The 13,262-nt window shown below is 66.6% G+C and carries 10 protein-coding genes and 1 other RNA gene; 9 read left to right on the top strand and 2 right to left on the bottom strand.

Annotated elements, in window-relative coordinates; all coding sequences use genetic code 11:
• Window positions 1-49: 49 nt before the first annotated feature.
• Window positions 50-2,719 (bottom strand): two-component system response regulator, encoded by a 2,670-nt coding sequence (locus LQ564_RS23150; protein WP_231060479.1) that lies wholly within the window; start codon window positions 2,717-2,719, stop codon window positions 50-52.
• Window positions 2,720-3,059: 340 nt separating this feature from the next.
• Here LQ564_RS23150 and ribBA point away from each other — a divergent pair, with 340 nt between their 5' ends.
• The 3 genes from ribBA to nusB all read left to right on the top strand — a co-directional run bounded on the left by ribBA (window position 3,060) and on the right by nusB (window position 5,203).
• The gene (gene ribBA / locus LQ564_RS23145) at window positions 3,060-4,166 is read left to right on the top strand and encodes a bifunctional 3,4-dihydroxy-2-butanone-4-phosphate synthase/GTP cyclohydrolase II (RefSeq protein ID WP_231060478.1); all 1,107 of its coding nucleotides are present in this window, start codon (window positions 3,060-3,062) and stop codon (window positions 4,164-4,166) included.
• A 73-nt stretch (window positions 4,167-4,239) separates the two neighbouring features.
• Window positions 4,240-4,719 (top strand): 6,7-dimethyl-8-ribityllumazine synthase, encoded by a 480-nt coding sequence (gene ribH / locus LQ564_RS23140; protein ID WP_231060477.1) that lies wholly within the window; start codon window positions 4,240-4,242, stop codon window positions 4,717-4,719.
• Between the two features lie 13 nt (window positions 4,720-4,732).
• Entirely contained in the window at window positions 4,733-5,203 is a 471-nt protein-coding gene (gene nusB, locus LQ564_RS23135; protein ID WP_231060476.1) for a transcription antitermination factor NusB, read from the top strand.
• 331 nt (window positions 5,204-5,534) lie between these two features.
• Here nusB and LQ564_RS23130 read toward each other — a convergent pair whose 3' ends face one another.
• Window positions 5,535-6,404: a transglycosylase SLT domain-containing protein gene (locus LQ564_RS23130; RefSeq protein WP_371873539.1), complete on the bottom strand. Its 870-nt coding sequence runs from the start codon at window positions 6,402-6,404 to the stop codon at window positions 5,535-5,537.
• Between the two features lie 512 nt (window positions 6,405-6,916).
• On the opposite strand from LQ564_RS23130, the gene ubiD reads away from it, so the two are divergent.
• From ubiD to LQ564_RS23100, 6 genes are all read left to right on the top strand, one after another.
• On the top strand, window positions 6,917-8,401 hold the full coding sequence (gene ubiD, locus LQ564_RS23125) for a 4-hydroxy-3-polyprenylbenzoate decarboxylase (RefSeq protein ID WP_231060474.1): 1,485 nt from the start codon (window positions 6,917-6,919) through the stop codon (window positions 8,399-8,401).
• A 114-nt stretch (window positions 8,402-8,515) separates the two neighbouring features.
• Window positions 8,516-8,614, top strand: an RNA gene (ffs, locus tag LQ564_RS23120) — signal recognition particle sRNA small type.
• A 136-nt stretch (window positions 8,615-8,750) separates the two neighbouring features.
• Window positions 8,751-10,886 carry a DNA polymerase III subunit gamma/tau gene (locus tag LQ564_RS23115; RefSeq protein WP_231060473.1) on the top strand — a complete coding sequence of 712 codons (2,136 nt, stop codon included), beginning with the start codon at window positions 8,751-8,753 and terminating at the stop codon, window positions 10,884-10,886.
• Window positions 10,887-10,928: 42 nt separating this feature from the next.
• Window positions 10,929-11,255: a YbaB/EbfC family nucleoid-associated protein gene (locus LQ564_RS23110; protein WP_231060472.1), complete on the top strand. Its 327-nt coding sequence runs from the start codon at window positions 10,929-10,931 to the stop codon at window positions 11,253-11,255.
• A gap of 13 nt (window positions 11,256-11,268) precedes the next feature.
• Complete coding sequence (gene recR, locus LQ564_RS23105; protein WP_231060471.1) at window positions 11,269-11,859, top strand: recombination mediator RecR; 591 nt, start codon at window positions 11,269-11,271, stop codon at window positions 11,857-11,859.
• Window positions 11,860-11,984: 125 nt separating this feature from the next.
• Complete coding sequence (locus LQ564_RS23100) at window positions 11,985-13,142, top strand: glycosyltransferase family 4 protein (protein WP_231060470.1); 1,158 nt, start codon at window positions 11,985-11,987, stop codon at window positions 13,140-13,142.
• Window positions 13,143-13,262 lie beyond the last annotated feature (120 nt).

Below are 13,262 nucleotides of genomic sequence, written 5' to 3'. Positions count from 1 at the left end.
GTGTCCGCTGCGCACTGTTGCGTTTAGGCAGGACCCCGGGACAGACGGCTTACAAGGCCACGCGCCCCTTCGCCAGCAGCTGCGCCATCTCGTGCGCCGGGACCGGACGGCTGTACAGATAGCCCTGCATCACGTCGCAGCCGATCAGGCCCAGGAAGTCGCGCTGCCCGGTGGTTTCCACGCCCTCGGCCACGACCGACAGCGACAGGCCCTGGGCCAGGGCAATGGTGGCCTGGGCGATGGCGGCGCTGCGCTGCTCGGTGGTGATGTTGCGGACAAAGGTCTGGTCGATCTTCAGTTTGTCGAGCGGGAAGCGCGACAGGTAGCCGAGCGAGGAGTAGCCGGTGCCGAAGTCGTCCAGCGACAGCGAGATGCCCATGGCGCGCAGTTCCGCCATCTGGGCCTCGGCCGCGGCGCTGTCGCCCAGCATCACGCTTTCGGTCAGTTCCACTTCCAGGTAGCGCGGCGCCAGGCCGCTATCGAGCAGGGCCTTGGCGACCATGCCGCTCACCGAGCCGGCCTTGAACTGGGTGGCGGAAACGTTGACCGCCACCTTCACCGGCGGCAGGCCGGCGTTTTGCCAGGCCTTGTTCTGGAAGCAGGCCTGGCGGATCACCCATTCGCCGATGGGGTGGATCAGGCCGGTGTCCTCGGCGAGCGGGATGAAGTCGCCCGGCGACACCACCCCGATCTCCTCGCTGCGCCAGCGCAGCAGCGCTTCCATGCCCACCACGCTGCCGTCGATGCGCGAGATCTGCGGCTGGTAGTGCAGGGCCAGCTCGCCGCGTTCGATGGCGCGCCGCAGCCGCGTTTCCAGCGCCAGCCAGCGCAGCGCCTCGGCGTTCATTTCACCCTTGAAGAAGCGGAAACCGTTGCGCCCCGATTTCTTCATGTCGCCCAGCGCCGCGTCGGCCGCCTTGAGCAGGTCGCCGGGCGCGCCGCCGTCGCGCGGGAAGATGGCGATGCCGACGCTGCCGGTGACCACCACGTCGTGCCCGCCCACCGTGTGCGGCTGGGCGATGGCGTCGATCAGGCGGCGCGCGGCCAGGATGATGTCCTCGTTGTCGTGGCAATTGGTGAGCAGCAGTACGAATTCGTCGCCCGACAGCCGCGCCAGGGTATCGGTGGGCCCGGCGATGCGGCTGACCCGCTCGGCCACCTCGACCAGCACAGCGTCGCCGGCCGCGTGCCCGAGGCTGTCGTTGATGCGCGAGAGCCGGTCGACGTTGAACAGCAGCAGCGCCAGTTCGCCGTCGCCCTGGCGCGCCGCCGCGATCGCCTGCTGCAGGCGGTCGTTGAACAGCGAGCGGTTCGGCAGCAGGGTGAGAGCGTCGTGGTTGGCGAGGAAGTCGAGCTGGTGGTGGGCCGCCTTGAGCGCCGACAGGTCGGTCGACACCGAAACGTAGGCGGTGAGCTTGCCGCACTCGTCGCGTACCGCACTGATGCTGGTGCGCTCCGGATAGATCTCGCCGTTCTTGCGGCGGTTCCAGATCTCGCCGCGCCACTGGCCATCGCTTTCCAGGCAATTCCACATGTCGCGGTAGAAGCTGGCGTCGTGCCGGCCCGAGCACAGGATGCGCGGGTTCAGCCCCATCACTTCACTTTCGCGGTAGCCGGTGATCTGCTCGAAGGCCGGGTTCACCGCCACGATATTCGCGTCGGCATCGGTCATCAGGATGCCTTCCTGCGTGCTGTCGAACACCTGGCGGGCGAGTTCCAGCCGGTGCTCGCTGTCGCGCAGGGCGGCGTCGGCGTCGGCGCGCGCCAGCGCTTCGAGCTGCAGCTGGGAGGCGTGGCGCTGCACCACGCCGTACAGGTTCAGGTTTTCGTAGGCGACCGCGAGCTGGGCCGCCAGCGCCGTGCCCCAGCGCTCTTCCTCCTCGCTGAAGGCCGCGGCGCCGGGATGGCGCGCGCAATACAGCCAGCCGAGCGGGTGCTGCAGGTCGTGCACCTGCAGGCCGAGGAAGCTGCCGATGCCGGGGTGGCCGGGCGGCAGGGTGGACAGCAGGGTGTCGCCTTCGCTCAGGCGCATGGGAGCGCGGGCGCGCATCAGGACGCCCGGCAGGCGCATGTCGTTGCGCGCGCTGCTCTCGAACAGGCAGGTGTCGAGGCCCACGGTGTCGAGGTGGCGCACATTGCGCTCGTCGCGGTCGATCAGGCACAGCGCGGCGTAGTCGGCGTGCAGCACGCGGCGCGCGGTGTCGAGGAAGGCGGCGGCCAGGGCCTCGACGCGGCGCTCGCCGATCAGGGACAGGCAGATGCGTTCGAGTTCGTCGAGGCGGGCGCACAGGTCGGCGGGGAGGGCGCGCTCCGGCTCCGGCTCGTCCGCCGGTGGCGGCGCCAGCGGTTCGGACAGGCCCAGTTCGGCGTTGACGGCGTCCAGGATCTGGTGCGCGTCGGCCGGCTTGGGCAGCACGGTGGCAACCCCGCAGCGCGCCGCCATCGCCTGCGTTTCGCGCTCGGCATAGACTGCCGAGAAAAAGATGACGCGGGTGGCGCGGATGGCGGGGTCGTTGCGGATCTGCTGGACCAGCTCGTAGCCATCCATCACCGGCATCAGGATGTCGGTGATCACCAGTTCCGGGCGCTCGCTGCGCACCAGCGCCAGCGCCTGGGCGCCGTCCTCCGCTTCCAGCAGGCGGTGGCCGGTATAGCCGAGCAATGCGTTCAGGAAGACGCGGTTGCTGGGCCGATCGTCGACGATCAGGATCGTGGCCATCAGCCGCGCCTTCCCGGATCAACGTCGGGATGTCGAACCACCATCGTGGCAACTCCAGGAATAGGCCGGCGCTTGCCGGGCAAAAAGCCCGGCAGCCACGCCGGAAGCGTTGTCTTCATCATAATCGAGTCGTGGGTAAACACGTGCTTGCTTGCGTGCGAGAAATGAATAGCTTAGCAAGTATGTGGCCACGAATACACGCAAAATGTTGCACGTTGCATGGCGCCAACGACCGTTGACGAAATCGCAGCGCCGTGCATGGCGGCGAATGCAGCAGCTTTCGCTTGAAGAGCGGTAAATCCTTTAAAATAACGGATTACGCAAAACCGAAGGAATCCGTATGTCTATTTCCAGCACCGAGGAAATCGTTGCCGAACTGCGCGCAGGGCGCATGGTCATCCTCGTCGACGAGGAAGACCGCGAAAACGAAGGCGACCTGGTGCTTGCCGCTGACTTCGTCACGCCGGAGGCGATCAACTTCATGATCCGCCACGCGCGTGGCCTGGTCTGCCTGACGCTCACCGAAGAGCGCTGCGACCAGCTGGCGCTGCCGATGATGACCTCGAAAAACGGCACTTCCTTCGGCACCAACTTCACGGTCTCGATCGAGGCGGCCGAGGGCGTCACCACCGGCATCTCGGCGGCCGACCGCGCGCGCACCATCCAGGTGGCCGTGAACAAGGGCAGCACCCCGGACGACCTGGTGCAGCCGGGCCACATCTTCCCGCTGCGCGCCCAGGACGGCGGCGTCCTGATGCGCGCCGGCCATACCGAAGCCGGCTGCGATCTCACCGCGATGGCCGGCCTGACCCCGGCCTCCGTCATCTGCGAGATCATCAAGGAAGACGGCACCATGGCGCGCCTGCCGGACCTGATCGAATTCGGGAAAGAGCACAACATCAAGATCGGCACCATCGCCGACCTGATCCACTACCGCAGCCAGAACGAAAGCCTGGTCGAGCGCGTGGCCGAGCGCCAATTGCATACGGTGCACGGCGAGTTCCGCCTGGTGGCCTTCCGCGACAAGCCGAGCGGCTCGGCCCACCTGGCCCTGGTGCATGGCGAGCCGGCGGCCGACAAGGAAGCGCTGGTGCGCGTGCACCAGCCGGTGTCCCTGCTCGACGTGCTGGGTAATTGCGCCAGCACCCACTCCTGGGACCTGGCCTCGGCCATGAAGGCGATCCAGGCCGCGGACAATGGCGTGATCGTGCTGCTCAATGCCGGCGAGACCGCGGACCAGCTGTTCGCCCAGTTCGCCCCGCGCGACACCAGCCCACGCAGTGCGCGCGCAGCCTCGATGGACCTGCGCACCTATGGCATCGGCGCCCAGATCCTGCGCAACCTGGGCGTAGGGAAGATGCAGCTGCTGGCGAATCCGCGCAAGATGCCGTCGATGACGGGCTTCGACCTGGAAGTCACGGGCTACCTGCCGCAGCCGGCGGCCTGAGTTCGCGCGCCGCCTGAACAATCCACCTTAATCTATATACGCTATATACACACATACAAAGAAGAGGCCAGCCATGACGGTACCAACTTTTGAAAGCAATCTGGCGGGCGAAGGCCTGCGCATCGGGATCGTGCAGGCCCGCTTCAACGCCGACGTCGGCCACGGCCTGCTGTCGTCCTGCCTGGCGGAACTCAAGCGCCTGGGCGTGGCCGACGAGGACATCCTCCACATCACGGTGCCGGGCGCCCTGGAAGCGCCGCTGGCGCTGCAGAAGCTGGCCGAAACCCAGCAGTTCGATGCGCTGATCGCGCTCGGCGCGGTGATCCGCGGCGAGACTTACCACTTTGAGCTGGTCTCGAACGAATCCGGCGCCGGCATCACCCGCATCGGCCTCGACTACGGTATGCCGATCGCCAATGCGATCCTGACCACCGAGAACGACGAGCAGGCCGAAGTGCGCATGGCCGAGAAGGGCGCCGACGCGGCCCGCGTGGCGGTCGAGATGGCGAACCTGCTGTTCGCGCTGGAAGAACTGCAGGCCGAAGAAGAATAAAGGAAAGCATAGAATGACCGACAAGACCACCCACGCCAACCCGAGCAAGAACCGCACGCCGCGCCACCGCGCGCGCGAGTTCGCGCTGCAAGGACTCTACCAATGGCTGCTCAACAATGAGCCGGCCCGCACCGTCGTCACCAACATCCGAGGCGCGCATGGCTTCGACAAGGCCGACGGCGAATTCTTCAGCGACCTGCTGAACGGCGCCATCGCCACCTCGGTCGAGCTGCGCGAAGCGATCGCCCCGCTGATCGACCGCGGCATCGCCGAACTGTCGCCGATCGAACACGGCGTACTGCTGCTGGGTGCCTATGAGCTCAAGAACCACCCGGAAATCCCGTATCGCGTCGTGATCAACGAGGCGGTCGAGCTGACCAAGTCCTTCGGCGGCATCGACGGCCACAAGTACGTCAACGGCGTGCTGGACAAGCTGGCCGGCAGCCTGCGTCCGGACGAAGTGGGGGCGGACGCGAAGCGCTGATTCGCATTCCCTCTCTATATATAGAAGTAGAAAAGCCACCGTGGTATGCGCCCGGTGGCTTTTTTGCAGCCACGCCATCCTGCCGCGCGATCAGGAAATACCCCGACGGCGGCATCAGTTCTTCCGGATTGGCCGACACGCTCGCCGCCGGATCGAAGCCGCGATCGAACCGCGCCTGCAATTACTCGACATAGCGGGTGAGGCAGGCGTGCGCCTCGGCGCCGGCCGGGTCGGCGATCGCGATCGTCAAACGTATTTGGTCAAGCATGTGGTGGAGCATAAAAGAAAAAGCCACCGCATGCGGTGGCCGTGAGGAGTGTTTTCTGCCGGCTTACAGGGTAGCCAGCGTTTCCGGGCCGTGGCTGTCCGCCGGGGCCGGAGCCGCTGCCGGCGCCTGGGTTTCGGCCGGCTTGGCTGCCGGGGCCTGCTTGACCACGATCGGCGCAGAGGCTGCCGGCGCATTCGTGGTCGGCACCTTCTGGCCGCGCGCCACCTGTTTCAGGCGCTTGTACTCGGCCAGCACCTTGGCGCCGTAGCCGGAGTCGCTTTCCATGTCGGCGGCGCCGACGTAGGTTTTCAGGCCGCCCTCGACCGAGCCGGTGCGCTTGACGTAATCCTTGAGGATCAGGGCGCCGACCTTGATGTTGGCAACCGGGTTCAGGGCCGCCTGCTGGCCGCCGACTTCCTCGAACTTGTCATGGTGAACCTTGGCCATGACCTGCATCAAACCCTTCGCGCCCATCGGGCTTTCGGCGAAGGGGTTCAGACCCGACTCGATCGCCATCACGGCGAGGATCAGGAGCGGATCCAGCTTGACCTCGTGCGCCGTCATGTAGGCGGTCGAGACCAGCATGTTGGCGGCGTCGCTGGCGACGCGGTAGCGCTTGCTCAGCCAGGAAGTGACCCATTGCTGCTGCCTGGTGTTGCCAAGGTGCTGCACACTGCTGTGACTCGTTTCCTCCGCCTCGGTAAAGGCGACCGGCTTGATCGCGGCTGCCGGCGCGCTCGGGGCGACGGCGACGATCTGGGGCTGGGGATCCAGCACGTCCGAGACGCGCTTGGCGACGTCTTCGTTGGTGTACAGCAGGGCCAGCATGGCGACTGCGGAAAGACCGAATACGGTCAGGGTGTTGCGTGCGGTATTCACGAAACCGCGTGCCGCTTTGCCCATGGAAGACCATGTGACTGGCTGGCTGGCCATGGATTGCACGAACCTTGCGTTCGTGATGAAACGATGGATCATCGAATTCCCCTTGTCGCGGCAAAAAGAGCTCCTGTCACAGCGCCTAAGCGCGGTGTCGGACTGTGCCGTGCATCAGAAATATCGTAGGTCGCCGCGTCGCGGCCGACTAACGCCGTCATTGCTTTGCTTCAGCTGGCTGCTTAAAACCCGGGCGGGTGGAACCAGTGGCTCAACAACTGTCTCGGGGGTTAGGGCAGACGCCCTGTGAAAACACTCCTCAAAATGTCATGTGGGGCCCCGACCCCGTGAATGCATGAGAACAGATAAAATCGTGTCAGAAAGACTCGCCTGCCTCATCAAGTAGGACGGATTCTAGTGGCGCTTTTATATCAAGTCAACCCTAGCACAATCCGCTCTTATTACTTTTAGTTCTGATTGCCGAGCCGAAATTTTGAAAAAGCTCAACGAATCAGTTACTTGGCATGGTGCCTTTAACAAGCTTCTACTGATGAGATTTACATCAAAACTTAATGAAATATACAGATTTGCGGGATTTCATGGCTCAGCTCGAACGAATGGGCGAGCTCAAGCATGTCGGCGTACCGGTGTCGCCCAACCTCGAAATGACGGAAATTTGCGACCGCACGCTGCGCGCCGGCGGGCCTGCTCTGCTGTTCGACAAGCCGACCGGTCATCAGATTCCCGTGCTCGGCAATTTGTTCGGCACCCCGCGCCGGGTGGCGCTGGGCATGGGCGCGGATAAGCTGGGCGAGCTGCGCAATATCGGCCACGTGCTGGCGCGCCTGAAAGAGCCGGAGCCGCCCAAGGGCTTCAAGGACATCATGGGCATGGGTTCGCTCGTGAAAGCGGTGTGGGACATGGCGCCGAAAGAAGTGCGCGGCGCGCCGTGCCAGGAAATCGTGTGGGAAGGGCAGGACGTCGACCTGGCCAAGTTGCCGATCCAGCACTGCTGGCCGGGGGACATCGCACCCCTGATCACCTGGGGCCTGGTGATCACCAAGGGGCCGAACAAGAAGCGCCAGAACCTGGGCATCTACCGCCAGCAGGTGCTGGGACCGAACAAGGTGATCATGCGCTGGCTGGCCCACCGCGGCGGCGCGCTCGACTTCCGCGAGCACGCACTTAGCAATCCGGGCAAACCGTATCCGGTGGCGGTGGCGCTGGGCGCCGACCCGGCCACCATTCTGGGGGCGGTCACCCCGGTGCCGGACGCCCTGTCCGAATACCAGTTTGCGGGCCTGTTGCGCGGCTCGCGCACCGTGCTGACCAAGGCGTTGGGGAGCGAACTGCGGGTGCCGGCGTCCGCCGAGATCGTGCTGGAAGGGCATATCTATCCGGACGAGAACCACCCGTCCGGCTTCGAGCACGCGCTCGAAGGGCCGTATGGCGACCACACCGGCTATTACAATGAGCAGGACAGCTTCCCGGTGTTCACGGTCGACCGCATCACGATGCGGCGCGACCCGATCTATCACTCCACCTATACCGGCAAGCCGCCCGACGAGCCGGCCGTGCTGGGCGTGGCGCTGAACGAGGTCTTCATCCCGCTGCTGCAGAAGCAGTTCAGCGAGATCACCGACTTCTACCTGCCGCCCGAGGGCTGCAGCTATCGCATGGCGGTGGTGCAGATGAAGAAACAGTATGCCGGTCATGCCAAGCGCGTGATGTTTGGCGTGTGGAGTTTCCTGCGCCAGTTCATGTATACCAAGTTCATCGTGGTGGTGGACGAGGACGTCAACGTGCGCGACTGGAAAGAGGTGATCTGGGCGATCACGACGCGGGTGGATCCGACGCGCGATACGGTCATGGTCGATAACACGCCGATCGATTACCTGGACTTCGCTTCGCCGGTCAGCGGGCTGGGAAGCAAGATGGGGATCGATGCGACCAACAAGTGGCCGGGGGAGACCAATCGGGAGTGGGGGACGCCGATCGAGATGACGCCGGAAGTCAAGGCGCGGATCGATGGCTTGTGGGGGGAGCTCGGGATTTAACTGTGTGCACCGAACTCGGGTCCCGGCCTTCGCCGGGACCCGAGTTTCGTAGCGCAGAGTTAGCGTCAGCCACACCATTTCCCACAACGCCCGCCATACGGTATAATCACCGCTGGCGGGCCCCTGCGCATTGTGGCATGGTTTACCTGGTCAGGTCGGGAACGAAGCAGCCAAAGCCGTTCACCGCAAGTGCCGCAGATCAGGCTCGCCTCCTTGCTCTCCTTCCTGTTTCACCCTCTCCATTTCTCAATACCCCCATCGGCGCGTCGTCACGTCCGTCGTTTCCGCATTGTTGACAGGCATGCCCCGGATTGTTCGCCCCGGCCGCCATCTGCGGTAAAATCCGGGTATGTCCTATCAAGTCCTCGCCCGCAAATACCGTCCCAAGAACTTCGAAACGCTGGTCGGCCAGGAGCACGTCGTCCGTGCGCTGACCCATGCGTTGAAAACGGGCCGCCTGCACCACGCCTACCTGTTCACGGGCACGCGCGGGGTCGGCAAGACGACCTTGTCGCGCATCCTGGCCAAGTCGCTCAACTGCGTCGGCCCGGACGGGCAGGGCGGGATCACGGCCGAGCCCTGCGGCGTGTGCGAAGCCTGCCGCGCGATCGATGCCGGGCGTTTCGTCGACTACATCGAGATGGACGCGGCCTCGAACCGCGGCGTCGACGAGATGGCCCAGCTGCTGGAACAGGCGGTGTACGCGCCGAGCAATGCGCGCTTCAAGGTCTACATGATCGACGAGGTGCACATGCTCACCAACCACGCCTTCAACGCCATGCTGAAGACGCTGGAAGAACCGCCGCCGCACGTGAAATTCATTCTCGCGACCACCGATCCGCAGAAGATCCCGGTGACCGTGCTGTCGCGCTGCCTCCAGTTCAACCTGAAGCAGATGCCGCCCGGCCATATCGTGGGCCACCTCGAGAACATCCTCGGCCAGGAAGGCGTGACGTATGAACAGCCGGCCCTGCGCCTGCTGGCGCAGGGCGCCCACGGTTCGATGCGCGACGCGCTGTCGCTGACCGACCAGGCGATCGCCTATGCCGCCGGCCAGGTGACGCTCGACGCGGTGCAGGGCATGCTGGGCGCGCTCGACCAGTCCTACCTGGTGCGCCTGCTGGACGCTTTGCTGGCCCAGGACGGCGCCGACCTGATGGCGGTGGCCGACGAGATGGCCAGCCGCAGCCTGTCGTACAACGGCGCGCTGCAGGACCTCGGCACCCTGCTGCACCGGATCGCGCTGGCGCAATCGGTGCCCTCGGCGGTGCCGCAAGACCTGCCGGAACTCGCCGACATCCTGCGCCTGGCCCAGGCTTTCGATGCGCAGGAAGTGCAGCTGTATTACCAGATCGCCGTGCACGGCCGTAACGAGATCGGCCTGGCGCCGGACGAGTACGCCGGCTTCACCATGACCCTGCTGCGTATGCTGGCCTTCCGTCCGGGACAGGGCGGCGCCGAGCAGCCGGCCGCGGCGCCTGCACCGGCGATGGCCGCCGGTCCGGGCCCGGGCGCACGCGCCGCCGCGGTGGCCGCGGCCAGCCATGCGGCGGTCGCGCCGGCACGCCAGGCGCCGCCGCCTCCGGCCGCGCAAGCCGCACCCGCAGCGCAAGCCGCCCAGGCGGCGCCTGCGGCGCCGGCGCCCGCCATGACCTCGGCCCGCGCGGCGATCAACGCGGCGCTGGAAGCGGCCCGTGCGGCATCGGGCCGTTCGGGTGGCGGCGCCAAGCCGCGTCCCGAAGCGCCGCCGCCGCAGGCCGCCGCGCCTGCACCTGCGCCGGCGCCGGTCGCACCGCCTCCGGCGCCCGGTCCCGCGGCCGCCATGCAGCCGAGCCGTCCGGCGCCCGGCGCGACGCCACCGTGGGAACAGTCGCAGCCGCAAGCCGTCCAGCAGCCTCAGCAACAGCAGCCGCAGGCGCGCATGCAGCAGGCCTCGGCGGACGACGAGCCGCCGTCCTGGGTCACCGAGTTTTCCGACGACACGGCGGTCGCCGCCGATGCCCCGGCCGTGGTGACGGCGCCCGCGCCGGCGCAGCAGCGCGCCCCGGCCGCGCCGCCGCATGCCTACGTGGTCACGCCGGTCCCGGCGATCGGCTGGGACGGCAACTGGCCGGCCCTGGCCGCCGGCCTGCCGCTGCGCGGGGTGGCCCAGCAGCTGGCGCTGCAGACCGAACTCATCGAATGCCTGGCGCACGAGCAGGCCGCGACCTTCAAGCTGCGGGTGCCGGTCGATACCTTGCGCGCCAGCGGCAACAGCGAAAAGCTGACCGCCGCGCTGCAGGAGCACTTCCCGCAAGTGCGGATCTCGCTCGACACCGAGATCGGCCCGACCTGGTACACGGCCGCCGCCGAAGCCAAGGCCGCGCGCGAAGAGCGCCAGCGCCAGGCCGAAGCCCTGGTGGCGGCCGACCCCTTCGTGCAGGCCATGGAACACACCTTCGGCGCCTTCGTCGTGCCCGGCTCGGTGAAGCCGGCCGCCGTTTGATCACAATATAAATAACCCATCAGAACTTCTGGAGAAACGACCATGATGAAAAACCAGCTCGCAGGCTTGATGAAACAGGCGCAAGCCATGCAGGACAATATGAAGAAGGCGCAGGAGCAGCTGGCCACGATCGAAGTCGAAGGCCAGTCGGGCGCCGGCCTGGTCAAGGTCGTCATGACCTGCAAGAACGACGTCAAGCGCGTCACCATCGACCCGTCGCTGCTGGGCGACGACCGCGACATGCTGGAAGACCTGGTCGCGGCCGCCTTCAACGACGCCGTGCGCAAGGCCGAAGCTACCGCCAGCGAAAAGATGAGCGGCCTGACCGCCGGCATGCCGCTGCCGCCGGGCTTCAAGATGCCGTTCTGATCGGGCCTGAAACATGTCCCGCTCGCTCGACTTCCTGACCGAAGCGCTGCGGCGCCTGCCCGGCGTCGGTCCGAAGTCGGCGCAGCGCATGGCCTTCCACCTGCTGCAGCATGACCGCGAAGGCGCGGCCATGCTGTCGCGCGCGCTGTACCAGGCGGTGGACACGGTCCACCACTGCGCCATGTGCAATACCTTCGCCGACACCGAGGTGTGCGATCTGTGCGCCGACGCGTCGCGCGACCGCGCCCTGCTGTGCGTGGTCGAAACCCCTGCCGACCAGATGATGATCGAGCAGACCCTGACCTATAAAGGCCTGTACTTCGTGCTGATGGGACGGCTCTCGCCGCTCGACGGCATCGGCCCGCGCGACCTGCACCTCGACAAGCTGCTCGGGCGTGCGGCGGACGGCGCCGTGAACGAAGTGGTGTTGGCCACCAATTTCACCAACGAGGGCGAGGCGACTGCCCACTACATCAGCGAGATGCTCAAGGCGCGCGGCCTGAAAGTGAGCCGGCTGGCGCGCGGCGTGCCCGTCGGTGGCGAGCTCGAGTATGTCGACGCGGGCACGATCGCGCGCGCCATGCTGGATCGCCGCAGCGCATAATCGGCGGCATGACGGCTCGGTAGCCGCCCGCTGTCGCCCGCTGTTACCGCTATCCGCGCACCTGTGCGCGTGCGCAAGCCCGGTGCGCGGACGACTGCTATGGTGGCGCTTTCAACGGACCGCACATGCACCTCGTCGACATCACGATGTTCTACGCCGCCGAAGGTGGCGGCGTCAGCACCTACCTGAATGCGAAGGCGCGCTGGCTCGCCGGTCTCGGCTGGGCGCGCCACACCATCTTCAGTCCCAACGTCCGTGACGACGCGGCCGACGCCGGCGACGGCGCAGGCATGCCGGCCCTGGTGCGGGTGCCGGCGGTGACCCTGCCGGGCATCCACGGCTACCGCATGCCGCTGTCGGTCGGGGCGGCGGTGCGCCTGCTGCGCGCGGCCCAGCCCGACCTGGTCGAGGCGGGCGACGCCGGCCATTGCGCCTGGGCCGCGCTGCGGCTGCGGCGCCGGCTCGGCATTCCCGCCGTCGCCTTCTACCACTCCGACCTGCCGCGCCTGGTGGCGAACCGCTTCGGGCACACGATCTCCCAAGGCAGCTGCAAATACCTGGCCCATCTCTACCGCGAGTTCGACCTGGTGCTGGCGCCCAGCCGGCTGATGGTCGGGCAACTGGAGCAGATGGGCGTGACGCAAGCCCTGCACCAGCCGCTCGGCATCGACAGCGAGGTGTTCCACCCGAGCCGGCGGCGCGCCACCCTCCGCCCCGAGCTCGGCCTGCCGGAAGACGCGCGCCTGCTGGTGTACGCCGGGCGCTTCACCGCGGAAAAGAAGCTGCCGCTCCTGATCGAGGCGGTGCGCAAGCTGGGGCCGCCCTACCACCTGCTGCTGGTCGGCGCCGGCGACCCCATGCCGCGGCATCCGCAAGTCAGTTTCCTGCCGTTCGAGCGCGACCAGCGCGCGCTGGCGGCGGTGCTGGCCAGCTGCGACCTGCTGGTGCATCCGGGCGATTGCGAGACCTTCGGCTTGATCGTGCTGGAGGCGATGGCTTGCGGCCTGCCGGTGGTGGCCACCAGCGGCGGCGGGGTGGCGGAACTGGTCGACGAGGGGACCGGCATCCTGGCGCGGCCCAACAAGGTCGACAGCCTGGCCGGCGCCATCGAGGCGGTCTACGCGCGCGACATGGCGCGCATGGGGGCGCAGGCGCGGCGCAAGGCGCAGGAACAGTACGACTGGCGCCAGATTTTTCCGCAGCTCATGCACCGTTACGGGAGTCTGCTGTCGGCACGGGCGGGGGCGTCAGGTTCGCTGGACCGGGTTTGTGTCAGTGATTAGGCGGTCAGGAACGAATGCGAGTCAAGGAGCAGGTCGGGACGTGATTGTCGTAGCGTGGGCAAAGGATTTGCCCACGCTACGACAAGCTATCGCTGGCCACGAGGCATGAAAGCTTGCGTA

It is taken from the genome of Massilia phyllostachyos (assembly GCF_021044825.1).
Taxonomy (GTDB): Bacteria; Pseudomonadota; Gammaproteobacteria; order Burkholderiales; family Burkholderiaceae_D; genus Telluria; species Telluria phyllostachyos.
This window is presented reverse-complemented; position numbering and strand designations above follow the sequence as displayed.

Excerpts from the sequence above, each read along its gene's own strand:
- LQ564_RS23150 (WP_231060479.1), bottom strand. The coding sequence starts at position 2,719 with ATGGCCACGATCCTGATCGTCGACGATCGGCCCAGCAACCGCGTCTTC.
- ribBA (WP_231060478.1), top strand. The coding sequence starts at position 3,060 with ATGTCTATTTCCAGCACCGAGGAAATCGTTGCCGAACTGCGCGCAGGG.
- ribH (WP_231060477.1), top strand. The coding sequence starts at position 4,240 with ATGACGGTACCAACTTTTGAAAGCAATCTGGCGGGCGAAGGCCTGCGC.
- nusB (WP_231060476.1), top strand. The coding sequence starts at position 4,733 with ATGACCGACAAGACCACCCACGCCAACCCGAGCAAGAACCGCACGCCG.
- LQ564_RS23130 (WP_371873539.1), bottom strand. The coding sequence starts at position 6,404 with ATGGCCAGCCAGCCAGTCACATGGTCTTCCATGGGCAAAGCGGCACGC.
- ubiD (WP_231060474.1), top strand. The coding sequence starts at position 6,917 with ATGAAATATACAGATTTGCGGGATTTCATGGCTCAGCTCGAACGAATG.
- LQ564_RS23115 (WP_231060473.1), top strand. The coding sequence starts at position 8,751 with ATGTCCTATCAAGTCCTCGCCCGCAAATACCGTCCCAAGAACTTCGAA.
- LQ564_RS23110 (WP_231060472.1), top strand. The coding sequence starts at position 10,929 with ATGATGAAAAACCAGCTCGCAGGCTTGATGAAACAGGCGCAAGCCATG.
- recR (WP_231060471.1), top strand. The coding sequence starts at position 11,269 with ATGTCCCGCTCGCTCGACTTCCTGACCGAAGCGCTGCGGCGCCTGCCC.
- LQ564_RS23100 (WP_231060470.1), top strand. The coding sequence starts at position 11,985 with ATGCACCTCGTCGACATCACGATGTTCTACGCCGCCGAAGGTGGCGGC.